The sequence below is a fragment of the Lutibacter sp. genome (assembly GCF_040883305.1).
Taxonomy (GTDB): domain Bacteria; phylum Bacteroidota; class Bacteroidia; order Flavobacteriales; family Flavobacteriaceae; genus Lutibacter.
Map to the genome: position 1 here is coordinate 1 of NZ_JBFLKT010000107.1, position 21,999 is coordinate 21,999.

21 protein-coding genes are annotated in these 21,999 nt (G+C 32.8%); 18 read left to right on the forward strand and 3 right to left on the reverse strand.

Translation table 11 applies throughout. From position 1 onward, the window contains the following. Window positions 1-2,184: catalase/peroxidase HPI (gene katG / locus AB1Z17_RS03175; protein WP_368050340.1), on the forward strand; the 2,184-nt coding region annotated here is incomplete at its 5' end. Window positions 2,185-2,289: 105 nt separating this feature from the next. Here the strand turns inward: katG and dusB are convergent. Further along, the gene (dusB, locus tag AB1Z17_RS03180) at window positions 2,290-3,270 is read right to left on the reverse strand and encodes a tRNA dihydrouridine synthase DusB (protein WP_368050342.1); all 981 of its coding nucleotides are present in this window, start codon (window positions 3,268-3,270) and stop codon (window positions 2,290-2,292) included. 90 nt (window positions 3,271-3,360) lie between these two features. Between dusB and AB1Z17_RS03185 the strand changes: the two genes are divergently transcribed. The 3 genes from AB1Z17_RS03185 to lepA all read left to right on the forward strand — a co-directional run bounded on the left by AB1Z17_RS03185 (window position 3,361) and on the right by lepA (window position 7,320). Continuing rightward, a complete protein-coding gene (locus tag AB1Z17_RS03185) occupies window positions 3,361-4,461 on the forward strand; it encodes a hypothetical protein (RefSeq protein WP_368050343.1) in 1,101 nt (366 codons plus the stop codon). A gap of 11 nt (window positions 4,462-4,472) precedes the next feature. After that, the gene (locus AB1Z17_RS03190; RefSeq protein ID WP_368050344.1) at window positions 4,473-5,453 is read left to right on the forward strand and encodes a Gfo/Idh/MocA family protein; all 981 of its coding nucleotides are present in this window, start codon (window positions 4,473-4,475) and stop codon (window positions 5,451-5,453) included. A 70-nt stretch (window positions 5,454-5,523) separates the two neighbouring features. Then, window positions 5,524-7,320: a translation elongation factor 4 gene (gene lepA / locus AB1Z17_RS03195; RefSeq protein WP_368050345.1), complete on the forward strand. Its 1,797-nt coding sequence runs from the start codon at window positions 5,524-5,526 to the stop codon at window positions 7,318-7,320. A gap of 75 nt (window positions 7,321-7,395) precedes the next feature. Here lepA and AB1Z17_RS03200 read toward each other — a convergent pair whose 3' ends face one another. Next, window positions 7,396-7,746 carry a 4Fe-4S dicluster domain-containing protein gene (locus AB1Z17_RS03200; RefSeq protein ID WP_368050346.1) on the reverse strand — a complete coding sequence of 117 codons (351 nt, stop codon included), beginning with the start codon at window positions 7,744-7,746 and terminating at the stop codon, window positions 7,396-7,398. A gap of 167 nt (window positions 7,747-7,913) precedes the next feature. Here AB1Z17_RS03200 and AB1Z17_RS03205 point away from each other — a divergent pair, with 167 nt between their 5' ends. The 14 genes from AB1Z17_RS03205 to AB1Z17_RS03270 all read left to right on the forward strand — a co-directional run bounded on the left by AB1Z17_RS03205 (window position 7,914) and on the right by AB1Z17_RS03270 (window position 21,065). After that, window positions 7,914-9,773, forward strand: coding sequence for a 2-oxoacid:acceptor oxidoreductase subunit alpha (locus AB1Z17_RS03205; protein ID WP_368050347.1), 1,860 nt, complete (start codon window positions 7,914-7,916; stop codon window positions 9,771-9,773). A 2-nt stretch (window positions 9,774-9,775) separates the two neighbouring features. Further along, window positions 9,776-10,786 (forward strand): 2-oxoacid:ferredoxin oxidoreductase subunit beta, encoded by a 1,011-nt coding sequence (locus AB1Z17_RS03210; protein ID WP_368050348.1) that lies wholly within the window; start codon window positions 9,776-9,778, stop codon window positions 10,784-10,786. Window positions 10,787-10,919: 133 nt separating this feature from the next. Continuing rightward, a complete protein-coding gene (locus AB1Z17_RS03215; protein ID WP_368050349.1) occupies window positions 10,920-11,270 on the forward strand; it encodes an NADH-quinone oxidoreductase subunit A in 351 nt (116 codons plus the stop codon). Further along, window positions 11,261-11,857 (forward strand): NADH-quinone oxidoreductase subunit B, encoded by a 597-nt coding sequence (locus AB1Z17_RS03220; RefSeq protein WP_368050350.1) that lies wholly within the window; start codon window positions 11,261-11,263, stop codon window positions 11,855-11,857. The genes AB1Z17_RS03215 and AB1Z17_RS03220 overlap by 10 nt, the downstream gene beginning before the upstream one ends. A 10-nt stretch (window positions 11,858-11,867) precedes the next feature. Beyond that, entirely contained in the window at window positions 11,868-12,329 is a 462-nt protein-coding gene (locus AB1Z17_RS03225; protein ID WP_368050351.1) for an NADH-quinone oxidoreductase subunit C, read from the forward strand. A gap of 2 nt (window positions 12,330-12,331) precedes the next feature. After that, on the forward strand, window positions 12,332-13,453 hold the full coding sequence (locus AB1Z17_RS03230; protein WP_368050352.1) for an NADH-quinone oxidoreductase subunit D: 1,122 nt from the start codon (window positions 12,332-12,334) through the stop codon (window positions 13,451-13,453). A gap of 10 nt (window positions 13,454-13,463) precedes the next feature. After that, window positions 13,464-14,528, forward strand: a complete 1,065-nt coding sequence (gene nuoH, locus AB1Z17_RS03235; RefSeq protein WP_368050353.1) for an NADH-quinone oxidoreductase subunit NuoH — start codon at window positions 13,464-13,466, stop codon at window positions 14,526-14,528. 5 nt (window positions 14,529-14,533) lie between these two features. Continuing rightward, window positions 14,534-15,010, forward strand: coding sequence for a 4Fe-4S binding protein (locus AB1Z17_RS03240; protein WP_368050354.1), 477 nt, complete (start codon window positions 14,534-14,536; stop codon window positions 15,008-15,010). Between the two features lie 4 nt (window positions 15,011-15,014). Further along, on the forward strand, window positions 15,015-15,539 hold the full coding sequence (locus AB1Z17_RS03245) for an NADH-quinone oxidoreductase subunit J (RefSeq protein ID WP_368050355.1): 525 nt from the start codon (window positions 15,015-15,017) through the stop codon (window positions 15,537-15,539). Beyond that, window positions 15,536-15,853: an NADH-quinone oxidoreductase subunit NuoK gene (gene nuoK, locus AB1Z17_RS03250; protein ID WP_368050356.1), complete on the forward strand. Its 318-nt coding sequence runs from the start codon at window positions 15,536-15,538 to the stop codon at window positions 15,851-15,853. Before AB1Z17_RS03245 ends, nuoK begins: the two co-directional genes overlap by 4 nt. Before the next feature lie 13 nt (window positions 15,854-15,866). Further along, window positions 15,867-17,786: an NADH-quinone oxidoreductase subunit L gene (nuoL, locus tag AB1Z17_RS03255; RefSeq protein ID WP_368050357.1), complete on the forward strand. Its 1,920-nt coding sequence runs from the start codon at window positions 15,867-15,869 to the stop codon at window positions 17,784-17,786. Between the two features lie 9 nt (window positions 17,787-17,795). Continuing rightward, the gene (locus AB1Z17_RS03260) at window positions 17,796-19,283 is read left to right on the forward strand and encodes a NuoM family protein (RefSeq protein WP_368050358.1); all 1,488 of its coding nucleotides are present in this window, start codon (window positions 17,796-17,798) and stop codon (window positions 19,281-19,283) included. Between the two features lie 21 nt (window positions 19,284-19,304). After that, window positions 19,305-20,732 (forward strand): NADH-quinone oxidoreductase subunit N, encoded by a 1,428-nt coding sequence (locus AB1Z17_RS03265; RefSeq protein WP_368050359.1) that lies wholly within the window; start codon window positions 19,305-19,307, stop codon window positions 20,730-20,732. A 6-nt stretch (window positions 20,733-20,738) separates the two neighbouring features. Next, on the forward strand, window positions 20,739-21,065 hold the full coding sequence (locus AB1Z17_RS03270; RefSeq protein WP_368050360.1) for a hypothetical protein: 327 nt from the start codon (window positions 20,739-20,741) through the stop codon (window positions 21,063-21,065). 24 nt (window positions 21,066-21,089) lie between these two features. On the opposite strand, the gene AB1Z17_RS03275 is transcribed toward AB1Z17_RS03270, so the two are convergent. After that, the coding region (locus AB1Z17_RS03275) for a Gfo/Idh/MocA family protein (protein WP_368050361.1) at window positions 21,090-21,999 on the reverse strand (910 nt) is incomplete at its 5' end.

A 21,999-nucleotide genomic window follows, 5' to 3' on the forward strand; every position in this document is an offset into this window, starting at 1 on the left:
GGTGAAAATAGTAAAAAGGAAGAAATAAATTCTGAAGGAAAATGTCCAGTAATGCATGGAGGAAATACTACTTCCGATAAATCTGTAATGGATTGGTGGCCTAATGCATTAAATTTAGACATTTTACACCAGCACGATACAAAAACAAATCCATTAAATGCAAATTTTAGCTATCGTGAAGTATTAAAAAAATTAGACGTTGAAGCATTAAAAAAAGATGTACACAACTTAATGACGGATAGTCAAGAATGGTGGCCCGCAGATTGGGGGCATTATGGCGGATTAATGATTCGAATGGCTTGGCACGCTGCAGGTACATATAGAACAGCAGATGGACGTGGTGGTGGCGGAACGGGAAACCAACGTTTTGCACCACTAAATTCTTGGCCAGACAATGTCAACTTAGATAAAGCAAGACGCTTACTTTGGCCAATTAAGAAAAAATATGGAAATAAAGTAAGTTGGGCAGATTTAATTATTCTGGCAGGAACAATTGCCTATGAAAATATGGGATTAAAAACCTTTGGTTTTGCTTTTGGGCGAGAAGATATTTGGCATCCTGAACAAGATATTTATTGGGGAGCGGAAAAAGAATGGTTAGCGCCTAGTGACAGTCGTTATGAAAATTTAGAAAACCCGTCTACTATGGAAAACCCATTAGCAGCTGTGCAAATGGGGTTAATTTATGTGAATCCTGAGGGTGTGAATGGAGTCCCTGATCCATTAAAAACTGCAGAGCAAGTTCGTGAAACATTTAAAAGAATGGCAATGAACGATGAAGAAACCGTTGCGCTAACAGCAGGTGGACATACCGTTGGAAAAGCCCATGGTAATGGAGACGCTAGTTTACTTGGTCCTGATCCTGAATCAGCTGGTGTTGAAGAACAAGGTTTAGGCTGGTCAAATCCAAATAAAACTGGAAAAGGTCGTTATACGGTAACAAGCGGATTAGAAGGTGCTTGGACTACACATCCTACAAAATGGGATAATGGCTTTTTTGAAATGTTATTTAACCACGAATGGGAATTGCGTAAAAGTCCTGCTGGAGCTTGGCAATGGGAACCCAAAACTATAAAAGAAGAGGACAAACCTATAGATGTTGAAGATTTTTCTATGCATCAAAATCCGATGATGACGGATGCAGATATGGCTATGAAAGTTGATCCTGCTTATAAAGAAATTTCATTAAAATTTATGAATAATTTTGATACTTTTTCTGATGTTTTTGCACGCGCATGGTTTAAATTAACACACCGTGATATGGGACCTAAATCCTGTTATTTTGGGCCAGATGTTCCTCAAGAAGATTTAATTTGGCAAGACCCTGTTTCCGAAGGAAAAAAGGAATATGATGTTGCTGCTGTTAAAGAAAAAATTACATCTTCTGGATTGAGTATTTCTGAAATGGTTACTACAGCTTGGGATAGCGCCAGAACATTTAGAGGTTCAGACAAACGTGGAGGTGCAAATGGCGCAAGAATTAGATTAGCGCCTCAAAAAGATTGGGAAGGAAACGAACCAAAAAAATTATCAAAAGTACTAGCTGTTTTAGAACCAATTGCAGCCGAATTTGGAATAAGCATTGCTGATACTATTGTATTAGCAGGAAATGTTGGTGTTGAAAAAGCAGCAAAAAATGCAGGAATAGGTATTACAGTTCCTTTTGCTTCTGGGCGTGGCGATGCAACACAAGAAATGACCGATATTGAATCATTTGAACCATTAGAACCATTAGCTGATGGGTATAGAAACTGGTTGAAAAAAGAGTACCTAGTTAGTCCAGAAGAATTAATGTTAGATCGCACACAATTAATGGGGCTAACTGCTCCTGAAATGACTGTTCTATTAGGTGGGATGCGCGTTATGGGAACTAACTATGGTAAAACAAAACACGGCGTATTTACCGATACTGTTGGCGCTTTGTCTAACGACTTTTTTGTAAGTTTAACAGATATGGGTTACACTTGGGAGCCTACAGAAAATGGATTATACAATATTCGTTCTAAAAAAACAGGAGACGTAAAATATACTGCAACACGAATTGATTTAGTATTTGGTTCTAATTCTATTTTACGTTCCTATGCTGAGTTTTATGCGCAAGATGATAATAAAGAAAGATTTGTGCAAGATTTTGTGAATGCTTGGGTAAAAGTGATGAACGCAGATAGATTCGATTTAAAATAAAAAATCTAGTCCTAAAAAAAGCAGTTTGAAATTATCAAACTGCTTTTTTTTGAGTTAAATAATTAAAGAACCATTTTAAATATATAAATTTTTCAACATTTATATTTAGGCAAATTTTTGCAACACTTCATCAAAAACGTTGTAAACATCTTCTAATTTATCTGAAGTTACCATTTTTAAACGGTATTCTTTAAAGTGTGGAATTGCTCTAAAATAATTAGTGTAATGACGTCTCATTTCCATGACACCTACAATTTCGCTTTCCTTCCAATCTATAGACATTTGCAAGTGGCGTTTTGCCATTTTTACTCTTTCGGGAATACTAATTTCCTGCAAATGCTCACCAGTTTCAAAAAAGTGTTTTACTTGTTTGAAAAACCAAGGATTTCCTATACTTGCCCTGCCAATCATTGCTCCATCTAAACCATATTTATCACGCATTTCAACAGCGCGTTCTGGCGTATTTACATCTCCATTACCAAACACAGGAATATGCATTCTCGAGTTGTTTTTAACATCAGCAATTGGCGCCCAAGTAGCATTTCCCTTGTACATTTGAGCTCTGGTTCTTCCGTGAATTGAAATTGCCTTACAACCAACATCTTGTAAACGTTCAGCAACTTCAACAATTTTTATAGAAGATTCATCCCAACCTAAACGGGTTTTGACTGTAATTGGCAAATTGGTATGTTTAACCATAGCTTCGGTTAAGCTGACCATTAAATCAATATCCTTTAAAATTCCAGCTCCAGCACCTTTACTCACCACTTTTTTTACAGGACACCCAAAATTTATATCAATAATATCTGGTTTCGATTGCTCCACAATTTCTACAGTACGCAACATCGATTCTAAATTAGCACCAAAAATCTGAATTCCAACCGGACGCTCTTTTTCATAGATATCCAATTTCTTTTTGCTTTTTGCAGCATCACGAATCAGCCCTTCGCTCGAAATAAATTCAGTATACACCACATCGGCGCCTTGTTCTTTGCACAAAGCTCTAAACGGCGGATCGCTCACATCTTCCATTGGCGCTAGCAACAACGGAAAGTCATTCAATTCTATATCTCCAATTTTTATCAAAACAAAATTTTAAGTGCGCAAAAATACATAATTTTAATTATTTCTGAATTCTTAATTAAATTGTATTTTTGAAAACAAACAAATCAACTAATGAAAATAAAAATCACACTTTTACTAATTACCTCACTCTTTTTTGGGTGTAAATCGCATCAAAAAGCAAGTTACGATGGAAAATCTGGAGCTACCAAAATTGTAAATACACTTCATTATCCACAAGAAAAACACTTAAAAAATATAAAACAATTAACTTTTGGAGGTGACAATGCGGAAGCTTATTGGAGTTTTGACAACAAAAAATTGGTATTTCAGGCAAATAATGTTTGGGGATTAGAATGTGATCAGATTTTTACAATGGGAATTGAAGATGATTTAAGTAAAGGTCAAAAACCACAGTTAATTAGTACTGGCACTGGAAGAACAACGTGCAGCTATTTTTTACCAGGAGATTCAACCATTGTTTATTCTTCAACACATTTAGCAAGTAAAGCTTGCCCACCAGCACCAAAAAAAGAAGATTACGGCAACAAATATATATGGCCAGTTTATAGTGGATACGATATTTTTGTTGCAGACACCAAAGGCAATCAACTAAAACAATTAACTTTTGAAGATGGTTATGATGCCGAACCAACAGTTTCACCAAAAGGAGATAAAATTGTATTTACTTCAACCAGAACAGGCGATTTAGAATTATTTATAATGAATATTGACGGCTCAAATGTTAAACAAGTTACTAATGAATTAGGGTACGACGGGGGAGCATTTTTTTCACCAGATGGCTCTAAATTAATATTCCGTTCTTCGCGTCCAAAAACAGATGAAGAAGTTAAAGAATATAAAGATTTATTAGCCGAAGGTTTAGTGCAACCAACAAATATGGAATTATATGTTTGTAATGTTGATGGTAGCGAATTAACCAAAATAACAAATTTAGGAAGTGCAAACTGGGCGCCATTTTTTCATCCTTCTGGAAAAAAAGTAATCTTTTCATCAAATCATAAATCCAAAAGAAGTTTCAATTTATTTATGATTAATTTAGATGGAACAGGTTTAGAACAAATTACATTTGATACCGTTTTTGATGCTTTTCCAATGTTTTCACCAGATGGAAAAAAAATAGTATTTTCTTCAAACAGAAATAATAACGGAACACATGACACGAACCTATTTATTGCAGATTGGGTTGAATAAATTATAAAAAAATGTCAAAAAAATACAACTGGGCAATTTTAGGCTGCGGAAATATTGCTGAAAAATTCTCTACAGAATTAAAAATGTTGCCAAACGCTAATTTATATGCAACTGCTTCAAGAAATTTAGAAAACGCTCAACGCTTTGCCAATAAATTTGATTTTGAAAAAGCTTTTGGTTCTTATCTGGAAATGGTTAAAGACCCAAATGTTGACATTGTGTATGTTGCAACACCTCATAATTTTCATTTAGAGCATACCTTACTTTGTTTAAACCATAAAAAAGCGGTGTTATGCGAAAAAGCTTTTGCGATAAACACCAAAGAAGTTGAACAAATGATAGCAGCTTCAAAAGAAAATAATACCTTTTTAATGGAGGCTTTTTGGGTAATTTTCAGACCAAAATATTTAAAAATACAAGAAATTATAACTTCAGAAAATTTAGGAAAACTAAAATTTGTAAAATCCGATTTTATGTTCAATGGCGATTACAATCCACAAAACAGGTTGTACAATGTTGATTTAGGCGGAGGATCTTTATTAGATATTGGTATTTATTCAATTTTTACGGCACTTATGTTTTTAGGAAGCCCTGATGAAATTAAAACCTTGGCACATTTTAGTCCTACAGGTTCCGAAGAAAGTATTTCTATGCTATTTGGTTATAAAAATGGTGCAACCGCAGTATTAACTTCAAGTTTCGATTCGGAATATAAAAATGAATCTGAACTGTGTTTTGAACGTGGTATTATAAAATACGATCGTTTTTCTAAAGACCCAATCTTATTAATAAAAGACAAAAAAACTACTAAAATACCTTTTGAAAATGGTCCAAATATGGGTTATCAATTCGAAGCTATTCACGTAATGGAGTGTTTGGATAAAAATCTAATAGAAAGTCCTATTTTACCGCTTTCTTTAAGTTTAAAATTAATGAATATTTTAGACGCTGTTAGAAAAGATGCAGGTATTATTTTTCCAAATCACGACTAGATTTTATTTTCAATTTAGAACAAATATTTGGTTATCTTTGCGGCAAATAAAGTAGAAAGGAATACGAAGTATGAAAAGAATTAGAAATTTTTGCATTATAGCCCATATTGATCACGGTAAAAGTACATTAGCCGATAGATTGTTGAGTTTTACAGGAACTACAACAGCGCGTGAAGAACAAGCACAACTGCTAGATAGTATGGATTTAGAGCGTGAACGTGGTATTACCATAAAAAGTCACGCTATACAAATGGATTATGAATATGAAGGAGAAAAATATGTGCTTAATTTAATTGATACTCCTGGTCACGTTGATTTTTCCTACGAGGTTTCTCGTTCAATCGCTGCCTGTGAAGGCGCATTGTTAATTGTAGATGCTGCACAAAGTATTCAAGCACAAACAATTTCAAATTTATATTTGGCTTTGGAAAACGATTTGGAAATAATTCCTGTATTGAATAAAGTTGATTTACCAGGTGCAAATCCAGAAGAAGTTACCGATGACATTGTAGATTTATTAGGTTGTGATCCTGAAGAAGTTATTCACGCAAGTGGAAAAACCGGTTTTGGAGTTGAAAATATTTTAAAAGCTATTATTGAAAGAGTTCCTGCTCCAAAAGGAGATGAAAACGCTCCTTTACAGGCCTTAATTTTTGATTCGGTTTACAATTCATACCGCGGTGTTGAAACGTATTTTAGAGTTTTTAATGGCGAAATAAAAAAAGGACAGCGCATTAAATTTATGGCTACCAACAACGAATATTTTGCTGATGAAGTTGGTACTCTAAAATTAAAACAAGTTCCTAAACAAAGTCTAAAAGCAGGTGATGTCGGTTACTTAATTACAGGTGTTAAAACAGCCAGTGAAATAAAAGTTGGAGATACTATTACAACTGTTGAAAACCCAACTAAAAATAGAATTGAAGGTTTTGAAGATGTAAAACCAATGGTATTTGCTGGAATTTATCCTGTAGATACAGAAGATTATGAAGAATTGCGTAATTCTATGGAAAAACTGCAATTAAATGATGCTTCTTTAGTATTTATTCCTGAAAGTTCTGCAGCATTAGGATTCGGATTTAGATGCGGATTCTTAGGAATGTTGCATTTAGAAATTATACAAGAACGTTTAGAACGTGAGTTTGACATGACAGTTATTACAACTGTACCTAACGTATCTTACCACGCTTTTACGAATAAAAATCCAGATACTATATTATTAGTAAATAACCCTTCGGATTTACCTGAACCATCAAAATTAAATAGAGTTGAAGAACCTTTTATAAAAGCAACCATAATTACCAAATCCGATTTTGTTGGACCAGTAATGAGTTTATGTATTGAAAAACGTGGACAAGTTGTTAATCAAACGTATTTAACGCCAGAGCGTGTTGAACTAACATTTGATATGCCTTTAGCTGAAATTGTATTCGATTTTTACGATCGTTTAAAAACAGTTTCTAAGGGTTATGCTTCTTTTGATTACCATCCAACAGGCTTAAAAGCTTCGAAATTAGTCAAAGTAGATATTTTATTAAACGGCACATCTGTTGATGCACTTTCTGCTTTAATTCACGCAGATAACGCTTATAGTATTGGTAAAAAAATGTGTGAAAAATTACGACAGTTAATTCCACGCCAACAATTCGATATTCCAATTCAGGCGGCAATCGGTGCAAAAATAATTTCTAGAGAAACTGTAAAAGCATTAAGAAAAGATGTAACAGCAAAATGTTATGGTGGTGATATTTCTCGTAAACGTAAATTATTAGAGAAACAAAAGAAAGGTAAAAAACGTATGCGTCAAGTTGGAAATGTAGAAATTCCACAAGAAGCATTTATGGCAGTTTTAAAACTAAACGATTAGCCATTTTTAAAATAAAAACTTAAAAAAGCCCTTAAATTAAATAATTTAAGGGCTTTTTTACAAGATACAACGAGATTACTCTCCGTGCATCCATGTTTTTTTAGCTAATAACTGCTCTTCAGTTTCAACGTGATCCTCATCTGGAACACAACAATCAACTGGACAAACAGAAGCACATTGAGGCTCATCATGAAAACCTTTACACTCCGTACATTTATCAGCTACAATAAAGTAAAATTCATCAGATATTGGTTCATTCATTTCGTCAGCATCTGCTTCTTCACCATTTGGCAAAGTTATAGTTCCACTTAAAGAAGTTTCATCAGCATACGCCCACTCACTATCTGGTTCGTAAATCGCATTGTTTGGACACTCAGAAATACAAGCATCACAATTTATACATTCATCTGTTATTTTAATAGCCATGTTTACTTAATTTAAAAATTTAATTATATACAAAATTATAAAATTTTATACAAACCAATGTGACAAAAGTCATTTACTATTCTAAAAAGTAAATTTAAATTTGATATTCATTAATTGTATAGAAATTATTCATAAATTTAAATAAAAAATTTTAATTATCATAACTTATGATTACAACAAAAACAAAACCACAACCTGAAGTACTGGAAGCAGTAATTATTAGGTTTGTTGGTGATTCTGGAGACGGAATGCAGCTTACAGGAACACAGTTTTCGGATACGTCAGCTATGTTCGGTAATGATATTGCCACGTTCCCTAATTATCCATCAGAAATTAGGGCTCCGCAAGGAAGTTTATACGGTGTATCGGGGTTTCAAGTTCATATTGGTAGTGTAGAAATTAGCACCCCAGGCGATGAAGTTGATTTACTTGTAGCAATGAATCCTGCTGGTTTAAAAACCAATTTACATGCCGTAAAGCCAGGTCATACTATTATTGTTGATACTGATTCTTTTACTAAAAAGAATTTAGAAAAAGCACAATATGAAACCAATCCTTTAGAAGATGGTAGTTTAGAGAATTATCGCGTTATTGAAGTTTCTATGACTTCTTTAACCAAAGAATCTTTAAAAGGTGTTGAGGGATTAGATAATAAATCAATAACCAGAAGTAAAAATATGTTTGCTTTAGGTATGGTTTATTGGATGTATGATCGGTCTACAGAACATACAGAAGAATTCTTCAATAAAAAATTTAAATCGAAACCAAACGTTATTGAAGCCAATACAAGAGTTTTAAAAGCTGGATATAATTATGCAAATACCTTGGAGTTAATTCCAACAGCATATACTATTTCACCTGCAAAAATGGCTCCTGGAACCTATAGAATAATTATGGGTAACACGGCCACAGCTTGGGGGTTTTTGGCTGCTGCTGAAAAATCTGGTTTAGAATTGTTTTTAGGATCGTATCCTATTACTCCGGCGACAGATATTTTACACGAATTGGTAAAACATAAGCATTTTGGTGTTAAAGCATTTCAGGCAGAAGATGAAATTGCTGGTATTGCTTCTGCAATTGGTGCTTCATTTGCTGGTGATTTGGCAATTACAACAACATCTGGCCCAGGATTGGCTTTAAAAGGTGAAGCACTTGGTTTGGCTATGATGATTGAATTACCTTTAGTTGTGGTTAACGTGCAACGTGGAGGTCCTTCTACAGGATTACCAACAAAAACAGAACAATCAGATTTATTGCAAGCACTCTATGGACGAAATGGTGAAAGCCCAGTAATTGTAATTGCCGCAAGTACTCCTGCAAACTGTTTTAATTATGCATACCACGCTGCAAAATTAGCTTTAGAACATATGACTCCTGTAATTTTACTTACAGATGGTTATATTGCAAATGGTTCTGCTCCTTGGAAAGTACAATCAGTAAATGACATGCCTGAAATTAAAAATAACCTTGTTAATAAAGTTACTGAAAATTGGCATCCTTACAACAGAAATGAAGACTCTTTAGCAAGAAATTGGGCAGTTCCTGGAACTCCAGGTCTAGAACATAGAGTTGGTGGGTTAGAAAAAGATAAAGTTACGGGTAACGTATCTTATGTTCCAGAAAACCATGAGTATATGACCAAAATTAGAGCTGAAAAAGTGAAGCGTGTACAAAATTACATTCCTAATTTAGAAACTGAATTTGCCGAAACTGGAGATTTACTAGTTATTGGTTGGGGTGGTACTTACGGTTCTTTACATTCTGCTGTAAAACATTTAAACGAGGAAGAAGGCTTTACAAATATAGGTTTTGCTCATTTTAATTATATAAATCCGCTTCCAAAAAACACAGAAGAAATATTAACAAAATTTAAAAAAATTATTGTTTGTGAATTAAACAACGGTCAATTCTCGAAAGTATTAAAAATAAACTTCAATGGGTTTGAATTTTTACAACATAATAAAGTTCAAGGATTACCATTTGGAAATACTGAATTAATTGAAAAATTTAAACAATTAGTAAAATAATTATGGAAACAGCTGTAAAAAAATATACATTTAAAGATTTTGCAAGTGACCAAGAAGTAAGATGGTGTCCTGGTTGTGACGATTATGTTATTTTGCGTTCTATGCAAAAAGCACTACCAGAAATGGGTGTTAAAAAAGAAGACGTTGTCTTTATTTCTGGTATTGGATGCTCATCTCGTTTTCCATATTATATGGATACTTATGGAATGCATGGAATTCACGGTAGAGCACCTGGTATTGCTTCAGGTGTAAAATTAGCGAACCCCAACTTAAGTGTTTGGGTGGTAACTGGTGATGGTGATGCAATGGCAATTGGAGGAAATCATTTTATCCATGTTTTAAGAAGAAACATCGATTTAAATATTATCCTTTTTAATAATGAAATTTATGGTTTAACTAAAGGACAGTTTTCTCCAACTTCGTTAGTAGGTCAAAAAACAAAATCTTCTCCTTATGGAAATACACAACCTCCTTTTCAACCTGGTGAATTAGCTATAGGTGCACAAGCTCGATTTTTTGCTAGAATAGGTGGGAATAACCCTAAGGATATGACTCAAATTTTTATTGAAGCAGAAAAGTTTAAGGGAACTTCTCTAATCGAAGTATTACAAAACTGTGTAATTTTTAACGACGGATGTTTTACAAGTGTAACGGATAAAGCTGTTAAAGAAGATAAACAAATCTACTTAGAGCACGGTAAACCAATGATTTTTGGTAAAAACAGAGATAAAGGGATTGTTTTAAACAGACTTAAATTAGAAGTTGTTACCATTGGTGAAAACGGAATTACACAAGAAGATTTGTTAGTCCATAATGCAAAAGAAAAGGATCCAACGCTACATCAAATGCTTGTTCGATTGGAATATCCATTGGCAACAGGAATTATTAGAAGTTTTAACGATGTCACTCTTGAAGAACAAGAAGATGCACTTACTGCGCAAGTAAAAGCAAATTCTAACTTTAAAAAAACAGACGACCTCTTCTTTTCTGGTGAAACCTACGAGGTAAAGTAATAAATGTAACATAGATAGCTGATAAAAATCAGCTATCTTTTTTTTATGTACATTTATATTTGCGGTAAATTAAAAAAAAAGTATTTAGTTTAATTAATCTACTACATTTGTAGACTAACTAAAAAATCATAAAATGGGCTCAGAAGCAATTATTGTATTTCTGTTAGCTGGCATTGTATTAGTTGCTGGCGCAAACTTTTTATCGAATTTAATATCGCATAAATCAGACAATCCGCAAAAAAGAGAACCTTATGAAAGCGGTATGACCACTATTGGTCCAACTTGGGTTCAATTTAAAGTAGGTTATTACCTTTTCGCAATCTTATTCTTAATTTTTGATGTAGAAGTTGCATTTTTAATTCCTTGGGCAGTTGTTTTTAAGGATGTAGGAGCAGTTGCTTTTATTGAAATTATTATCTTTTTAGTGATTTTAGGATTGGGATTATTATACGCTTGGAAAAAAGGAGCATTAAAATGGGAGTAGAAAAAAAACGATATGTTAGTCAAATGGAACCGAATGAGTCTGTTCCAAAAGTACCTGCAGATTTTCCTGGAAAAGTAATTCCAGCAGGTAATGGAGCAAACGTAATAGTTACTTCACTAGATCAAATTATTAACTGGGGACGATCAAATTCTCTATGGTCACTTTATTTTGGTACAAGTTGTTGCGCCATTGAAATGATGCAAACTGGAGCGGCTCGTCATGATTATTCCAGGTTTGGATTTGAAGTTGCAAGACCTTCCCCTCGTCAGGCAGATTTAATTATTATTGCCGGAACCATTGTTAATAAAATGGCTCCAGTTTTACGTCGTTTATACGATCAAATGGCAGAACCAAAATATGTAATTGCAATGGGTGCTTGCGCTATTTCTGGCGGCCCATTTTTTTACAACACTTATTCAGTTGTAAAAGGTGCTGACCATGTAATTCCTGTTGATGTTTACGTTCCTGGTTGTCCTCCACGTCCTGAAGCTTTATTAGAGGGAATGCTGATGCTTCAAGATAAGATTCGAACCGAAAACATGAAACAAAAAAAGAATCCTATTGATGGGTTTGATGAAGGATTATAAAACTGAAGTTATGACCAACGAAGCATTACAAAATTTAATAAACAGCTTGATTCCTGAATTGGAATTTACCGAAGAAGGTTCAGAATTCTTAACTATTTCAGTAAAACCTGAACAATTACACCAATTAATGTTACAATTAAAAAGCAATAAAGAAACAAATTTCGATTATTTATTTTGCTTAACAGGAATGGATTGGGGAAAAGAATTAGGCGTAATTTATCATTTGGAATCTACAACATATAGACATCAATTAGTTGTAAAAGTTCAGACAGAAGACAGGGAAAATCCAACATTAGACTCTGTTTGTGATATTTGGAAAACCGCTGATTTTCATGAACGAGAAGTATTTGATTTCTTTGGAATTAAATTTAATAACCATCCCAATTTAAAACGTTTGTTTTTAACTGATGAATGGGAAGGTTTTCCTTTAAGAAAAGACTATGTAGATGAAATTAATATGGTTATTAAGTAATTATGGATACAACTATTAAAAATAGCAACTTAAAATCAGAGGAGTATTTCATTAATATGGGACCTCAACACCCTGCAACTCACGGTGTTTTGCGTTTATTATTAACCATTGATGGTGAAATTATTAAAAAAGTTGAACCAGATTTAGGCTACATTCATCGCTCTATAGAAAAAATGTGTGAGCGCGATAGCTATCAACAAATTGTTCATTTAACAGATAGAATGGATTATTTGTCTTCACATATAAATAACGAAGCTGTTTGTTTAACAGTTGAAAAAGCGCTTCAATTAGAAATTCCAGATCGTGTTAAAATTATTAGAACTATTATTGGTGAGCTAACCAGAATAGCCTCACACTGTCTTTGGTGGGGAGTTATGGGTATGGATGTTGGTGCATTAACAACTTACTTTTACGGTTTTAGAGACCGTGAATTAATCAATGATATTTTTGAAGAAACTTGTGGTGCTCGTTTAACTATGAACTATAACATTCCAGGTGGTTTAATGTTTGATATTCATCCGAATTTTGTTAAAAGAACAAAAGATTTTATAGCTCATTTCAAAACTAAATTACCTGAATACGATACCTTACTTACTGGAAATATAATATTTCAAAAACGTATGAAAGGTGTTGGAATGTTATCAAAAGAAGATGCCATTTCATTTGGCGCTTCTGGTCCTGTTGGACGTGGTTCTGGGTATTCTTGTGATGTTAGAAAACACCATTCATACAGTGCTTACGATAAAGTTACTTTTAATGAAGTTTTAAAAACAGAGGGAGATAGTTTTGCTCGTTACCAGGTTAGAATTGCAGAAATGTGGGAATCCATGTCAATAATTGAACAATTGATTGACAATATTCCAGAAGGTGATGTTCAGGTAACAACAAATGCAGTTATAAAATTACCAAAAGGTGAGTTTTACCAAAAAGTTGAAACTGCACGTGGTGAGTTAGGTGTTTATATTAATAGTACGGGTACTAAAAACCCTTACCGAGTTAAATTTCGTTCTCCTGGGTTTTCAAACCTTTCATTATTAAATCATATTGCAGTTGGTGGTAAAATTGGTGATTTGGTAGCTTCAATGGCAACATTAGATCTTGTAATTCCAGATATTGACAGATAAAATTAATACAATGAATATATCATTAAATATAACAACAACCATTACTGAATTTCTATCAGGTTTTATGTCTGAAGGAGCAGCAAATATTGGTGCAATGGTTGCAATTGCACTCATTTATCTAGCTATTTTTGCTGTTGCAGGTTTGTACTTGGTTTTATTAGAAAGAAAAGTAGCTGCTTGGTTTCAATTACGCTTAGGTCCAAACAGAGTTGGTCCTTGGGGTTTATTACAAACTATGGCCGATGCTTTAAAACTGGTTTCAAAAGAATTAACTGGGACAGAAAAAGCTGATAAATTCTTATACAATTTAGCACCTTATTTTGTAATTGTTTCTTCATTAATGGCATTGGCTGTATTTCCTTTTACAAAAGAATTTCAAGCATTTGATATAAATATTGGACTTTTCTTTTTAATTGCAATTTCATCAATTGGTGTTATTGGAATTTTATTAGGCGGATGGGCAAGTAATAATAAATTCGCCCTAATTGGTGCAATGCGTAGTGGTGTTCAAACTATTAGCTACGAACTTTCTGTTGGATTGTCATTAATTACAATGGTTTTACTTACAGGAACTTTACAACTTTCAGAAATTGTTGAAGTTCAAAAAAATGGTTGGTTAATTGTTCAAGGTCATATTCCAGCAATAATTGCATTTATGATTTATATGATTGCCGGAACTGCTGAAACAAATAGAGCGCCTTTTGATATGGTTGAGGCTGAAAGTGAACTTGGAGCAGGTTTTCATACTGAATATTCAGGAATGAAATTCGCTTATTTCTTTTTAGCAGAATTTATAAACATGTTTATCATAGCTGCAATAGCTGCAACCGTATTTTTTGGTGGTTGGCTTTCACCTTTTGGAATAACAGAATCTATTCCTTGGTTAGGTGTATTTTGGTTTATAGGTAAAACATTTATGTTAGTATTTTTAATGATGTGGTTCCGTTGGACGTTCCCTAGATTAAGAGTTGACCAATTATTAACATTGGAGTGGAAATACTTATTACCATTAAACTTACTAAACATCATTTTAATGGCATTAATTGTTTGGCTAAACCTAACAATTCAATTTTAAAGATTATGAGTTATTTTGGAGACATAGTTAAAGGGATAAAAACATTACTTACTGGTATGAGTGTTACTGGAAAGTACTTTGTAACCTCAAGAAAAGGAGCAATAACACAACAATATCCTGATAATAGAGAAACATTAAAAATGTTTGAACGTTTTCGTGGTGAAGTTGTAATGCCTCATGATGAAAACAATGAGCACCGTTGCACTGGTTGTCAGAAATGTGAAATAGCATGCCCAAATGGATCAATTGAAATTATTTGGGATAGACAAATTGATAAGGAGACAGGCAAAAAGAAAAAAATGATAGATAAACATATTTATCATTTAGGAATGTGCACAATGTGTGGCTTATGCATTGAAGCTTGCCCTACAGATGCAATTGTTTGGGCGCAAAATTTTGAAAATTCTGTGTACGACCGATCGTATTTGACCAAAGTTTTAAATCAAAAAGACTCTAAATTAAAAGCTGGAGTAGAAGACTAAACATATGGAAAGAATTATATTTTACATTTTAGCATTGATAATGATTGTGTTTGCAATCGCTTCTGTTTCTAGCAAAAAAATGCTTAGATCTGTTATTTACTTATTATTTGTGTTGTGCGGAATTGCAGGACTTTACTTTTTAATAGATTATAATTTTTTAGCAGCTATACAATTAACTGTTTATGCAGGAGGTATTATTGTACTAATTATCTTTTCAGTTGTGTTGGTTCATCATATTGAAATGGAATTGGAAATCGCAAAAAGATCTAAACAAATTTTGGTAGGTCTAGCTTGTTTAGTTGGATTGGGAATATTTTTAACTACAATTTACCAACATCAATTTAATGTTGTTGAAAATTCAGTTACTACTACAACCGAAGATATTGGACTAGGATTATTAAGTTATGAAACTGGCGGATTTATTTTGCCATTTGAAGTAATTAGTGTGCTTTTATTAGCTTCTATGATTGGTGCAATTGTAATTGCAAAAGGGAAAAAACTAACCGACAAAAATGACACTAAATTATGATAGCCGGAATTAGCATATATGAAATTTTAACCGTTACCTCTATCCTATTTTTTATTGGTGTATACGGTTTTATTACCAGGAAAAACTTGATTTCAATTTTAATGTCTATCGAATTAATTTTGAATGCATCTGTTATAAACTTTGTTGTTATCAATAAATATTTATATCCAGATATTTTACAAGGCGTTTTCTTTTCAATATTTATTATTGCTGTTGCCGCTGCAGAAACTGCATTGGCTGTCTCAATAATAATTAATTTGTACAGACAAATTGCATCTGTAGAAGTTAAGGACACTGAAATTATGAAATATTAATAGCTAAGAAATTATGGATTTTACTTACGTAATATTAATACCTCTTATTCCACTAGCTGCTTTTTTATTGCTTGGAATTTTTAATAAAAAAATTAAACCTGCTGTTTCTGGTTATATCGGTGTTGCAGGATTAGCTACTTCAGCAGCTTTATCCTTTTATACAGCTTATCAATACTTTTTTGTAGTTGGAAAAGTTGGTGGAGTTTATCAAACATTTGTTGAAAAAACAACCTGGATGAACTTTACAGATACACTTGCTATTGATATGGGAATTTTAATTGATCCTATTTCGGTAATGATGCTGATTGTAGTTTCAATTGTATCTTTAATGGTTCACATATATAGTAGAGGCTATATGAAAGGTGATGATGGCTATACAAGATTTTTCGCCTTTTTAGGTTTATTCTCTTTCTCTATGTTCGGATTGGTTTTAGCAACAAACCTCTTTCAAATTTATATTTTCTGGGAATTAGTTGGGGTTTCCTCTTATTTATTGATTGGATACTACTACACAAAAACCTCAGCAGTTGCTGCTGCAAAAAAAGCTTTTATTGTTACTCGTTTTGCTGATTTAGGTTTCTTAATTGGAATCTTGATAATAGGATATTATACAGGTACCTATGATTTTGAAACATTAAACAATCCTGAAGGAAGCACTATTTTAAATTGGGCATCTACTTCATTTATGGGATTGTCTATTATTACTTGGGCATTAATATTAATTTTTATTGGTGGCGCAGGAAAATCTGCAATGTTTCCTTTACATATTTGGTTACCAGACGCAATGGAAGGTCCAACACCAGTTTCTGCATTAATTCACGCCGCCACAATGGTTGTTGCAGGTGTATATTTAGTAGCAAGATTATTCCCAATGTATTATTTTGTTGAAGATGGGTTTGCTTTAAATATTGTAGCTTATGTTGGTGGATTCTCGTCCTTGTTTGCTGCAATAATAGCAATTACACAAACTGATATAAAGCGTGTACTAGCATTTTCAACTATGTCGCAACTTGGATATATGATGATGGCATTAGGTGTTTCTGGTTACGATGGCCACGAAGGTGTTGGATATATGGCTTCTATGTTCCATTTATTTACACACGCAATGTTCAAAGCATTATTATTCTTAGGTGCAGGTTCAGTAATACACGCAGTTCATAGTAATTATTTAAAAGATATGGGTGGTTTACGAAAGTATATGCCTATTACTAACATAACATTTTTAATTGCTGCTTTAGCAATTGCTGGTGTATTTCCTTTATCAGGTTTTTGGAGTAAAGATGAAATTTTAGTTGCCGCTTTTGAACATAACAAACTTTTGTATGTTGTTGGAGTTTTTGTAGCAGGTTTAACTGCATTTTATATGTTTCGATTGTATTTCGGAATTTTCTGGGGGAAAGATACACAATACAAACATACACCGCATGAGTCTCCAATTTCTATGTCTTTTCCTTTAATGGTTTTGGCATTTATAACTGTTATTAGTGGATTTATTCCTTTTAGTGAATTAATAACTCCAGATAAAGCCGGATTCGAAGCGCATTTAAATATTCCTTTAGCAATTGTTGCAACAATTGTTGGTGTAACAGGAATTGGTTTAGCTTATGTTTTCTATAAAAAAGAAAATGATTTAGCCGACAGATTTGCAAATGCATTTGGGCCTTTTTATAAATGGGCGAGTAATAAATTTTATTTCGATGAAATTTATATGTTCGTAACTAAAAAAATAATATTTAAAAGAATTGCTTGGCCAATTGCATTCTTTGATAAAAAATATGTAGATGGAACAATGGAAGGAATTGGTAATAAAACTGTAGTTATTTCTGAAAAAATTAAAGGAATTCAGTCAGGTAAAGTACAAGATTATGCTTTTGGTTTTATTGCCGGAGTTGTAGTTTTAGCTATGGTGTTTATTTATTTATGGACAAACTAACAAAATAATATGGATATTTTATCACTCTTTGTAATTGTACCTGTTTTAACAATCTTACTTTTAGGATTTACGAAAGGATTAAAACAAGCACGCATAGTTTCTATGGTTGGAAGTATTATTCAACTTGGAATGGCAATAAATTTAGTTTTCGCTTATTTCAAAGAAAGAGCAATTAATAAAGAAATAATGGTTTTTACCAAAGATTACGTTTGGTTTGAACAATTTAATATACATTACGCAATTGGTGTTGATGGAATTTCAGTTGCATTATTACTTTTAACCGCAATTGTAGTATTGGCTGGTGTTTTTATTTCTTGGAAAACAGATGATTTACCAAAAGAATTTTTCATTTCCTTGTTGGTGCTATCCACTGGAGTTTACGGATTCTTTATTTCTATTGACTTGTTTACAATGTTCGTTTTTTACGAAATTGCTGTAATTCCAATGTATCTACTAATAGGTATTTGGGGCTCAGGTCCAAAAGAATATTCAGCAATGAAATTAACGTTGATGTTAATGGGAGCTTCCGCAGTTTTATTAGTTGGAGTTTTAGGAATTTATTTCAATTCAAACGCAGATGGCGGATCTTTAACATTCAATATTTTAGAAATTGCACAAGTGAATATTCCTTTTGAAGCCCAAAAATTATTTTTCCCTTTAACTTTTATAGGGTTTGCTGTATTAGGAGCTTTATTCCCATTTCATACGTGGTCACCAGATGGTCACGCTTCTGCACCAACAGCAGTTTCTATGTTACACGCTGGAGTTTTAATGAAATTAGGTGGTTATGGAGTTTTTAGAGTTGCAATGTTTTTATTACCTGCAGGTGCAATGCATTGGGATTGGTTCTTTATAATATTAGCAGCAACTGGAGTGATTTATGGAGCATTTGGAGCATTAAAACAAACCGATTTAAAATATATAAACGCTTATTCTTCTGTGAGCCATTTAGGTATGGTATTATTTGCATTGTTAATGTTAAATAAAACAGCTTGGAACGGAGCATTAATGCAATCACTTTCTCACGGATTTATGACGGCATTATTCTTTGCCTTAATCGGTATGATTTACGGAAGAACACACACCAGAGATATTACTAAATTAGGAGGTTTACTTAAAGTGATTCCTTTTATTTCAGCTATCTATGTAATTGCTGGTTTAGCTTCATTAGGTTTGCCAGGTTTTAGTGGTTTTGTGGCTGAAATGAACATATTTGTTGGAGCATTTCAAAACGAAGGTTTGTTTTATAGAATCGCCACAATACTATCGGTTTCAGCGATTGTTGTAACAGCTGTATATATTTTACGTGTTGTTGGAATTATGTTAATGGGACAAGTTAAAAACAAGGAATATTTAGAATTACAAGATGCAACCTGGTATGAAACTACAGGAATTTTATTATTATTAATTCCAATAATTGGAATGGGAGTTGCGCCACTTTGGTTAAGTGATATGTTATTGGAAAGTATTCAACCGTTTATTCAAGGAGTATTATAAAAATTAAAACAGATAACTAAAATGAATTTTAGTAACTTTTTATTAATGAGACACGAAATTTTACTGTTGGCAATTACATTATTGTTATTGGTTGGTGAAATTTTTATAAGCAAATCCAAAAAAAGTAGCTTGGTACATTTAGCTATCTTTTTATTTGGAATTCACACTGCAGTTGGATTTTTTCAAATTGATGAATCTAGTATTTTTGGAGGTTCATTTCAAACCAATAATTTAATCCACTTCTTTAAAAACGTATTGAATATTGGGGTGTTTATTCTTTTATTGCAGTCGGCAGATTGGATTGAGGAAAAAATAGTTGGAGAAAATAGAGGTACAGAATTTTTTATCTTATTATTTACCTCTTTATTAGGAATGTATTTTATGATTTCTGCTGGTGATTTCTTAATGTTTTATATAGGTTTAGAGTTATCTACTTTACCAGTTGCAGCATTGGCAGCATTTGAAACGACCAAAAGAAAATCAAGCGAAGCAGGTATTAAATTAATTCTTTCTGCCGCATTGGCTTCTGGAGTTTCATTGTTTGGAATTTCATTATTATACGCAACATCTGGATCTATATTTTTTAATGACATTATTGAAGTTATTTCTTCAACCAACTTAACAATTTTAGGATTTATCTTATTTTTTGCAGGTTTATCATTTAAAATATCTTTGGTTCCATTTCATTTTTGGACTGCCGATGTTTATGAAGGCGCACCAATTAGTGTCGCTTCCTATTTATCAGTAATTTCAAAAGGAGCTGCTGTTTTTATTTTAATGATTTTAATGTTTACCGTATTTAAACCTTTAATTCACGTTTGGGAAAACTTAGTTTATGTTATTGCTTTAACAACTATGTTTATTGGTAACTTATTTGCATTACGTCAGCAAAATATGAAACGTTTTTTAGCATTTTCATCAATTGCGCAGGCAGGTTTTATATTGTTAGGTTTAATAACTGGAACACAATTAGGAACAGCAACTATTGTTTATTTTGTTATGGTTTATATATTCTCAAATTTAGCGGCTTTTGGAGTTGTTCAAGCAATTTCCTTAAAAACTGGTAAAGAAAATATGGATGATTATAATGGCTTATACAGAACCAATCCGAAGTTAAGCTTGGTTATGATGCTTGCCTTATTTTCGTTAGCTGGAATTCCCCCTGTTGCTGGTTTTTTTGGTAAGTTTTTCTTATTTACAGCAGCCGCAAGTAAAGGATATTACCTGTTGGTGTTTTTAGCTGTAGTAAACGTAACAATTTCATTGTACTATTATTTATTGGTAATTAGAGCTATGTTTATTAGAAGAAGTGATAACCCAATACCATTTTTCAACAACAAATTATATATGCGATTAGGGTTAACTATTACAGTTATTGGTATTTTAGTGTTAGGATTATACAGTCCGTTGTACGATTATATTTATGAATTAAGTAGTGTTTTTAATTAAGAAATTATGGGTTTAGAAGGAAAACATTCATTCGGCAGTATTGGAGAAACAAGAGTAACTTTTGTTGAAAAAAAGATTAATGAGAACCGAAAAGACTTTTTAAAAAGATTATTAGAACACAATGGTTTTGAGGTTATAATTCAGGAAGAAAAAAGAAAATCGGAAGAAGATCCTCAATTATATACGGTAGCAGTAACTGATATGGTTTTTAATCCAACTGTATGGGTATTCCAACGCAAATTAAAGACATTTGACGGACATAAAGTCACACAAGATTACTGGAATCAAGTTTCTGAAGATACCAATCCACATTACTGGAAATTTGCAGATTGATTTGAAACCAACACGCGCTTTACATTAAATATGCCCTAATATTTTATCCATAACCCAACTTGTATGTAAGGCTGATTTTCCTGCTGAAGGATGGCTTTTACCATCAAAAAAGAAATCTCTCATATTTTGAATATGATAAAATTGCACGTTTTCTGGATGTTCAATATTCAAGGTTTTATGTTCTTTATCTGTAATTAATTGAATAGGGTTTTCATCAAAAATCGAAAATATTATTTTTCCTTTGTTTCCATATATTTCTACTTTGTCTTCTCTTAAATTGCATCCAAAATTCCAACTTCCAGCTCCAGAAATACCATTTTTATGAAGCCAACACGCGGTAATTGCATCTTTTGCTGTATATAAACCTTGTTGGTTTACACTAATTCCTTTTGCTGATTCTATGGAACCCAATAAAAACGTAAATAAATCTAGACCGTGACTGGCCAAATCATCAAAATAACCACCAGGTGCAATTGTTGCATCTGTTCTCCAATTATATTCCTTTGCAAGGTCCTGCTCATTTGCTGGCTTACTTAAATGCCAATTAATATGTCTTATTTCTCCTATTAAACCAGCATCAATCCATTCTTTTATTTTAATGAATCTCGGTAAACTGCGACGATAATAAGCTACAAATAATGGAATTTTTGCACTTTCAAAAGCTTGATAAATTTTTAAACTATCAGCATAATTTGGTGCTAACGGTTTTTCAATGCAACAAGGTTTTCCAGCTGCTGCAACTTTTAAACCATACAATTTATGTGTATCTGGTGGAGTTGCAATATAAACCGCATCAATTTCAGAATCGTTTATTAAAGTGTCCGCATTTGTGTAGTGCTTTTTAACATGATGTCTTTTCGCATAATCTGCGGCTTTTTCTTTATCACGTCTCATAACAGCAGCCAATTCAAAACCTTCAATTTTGTAGTAAGGA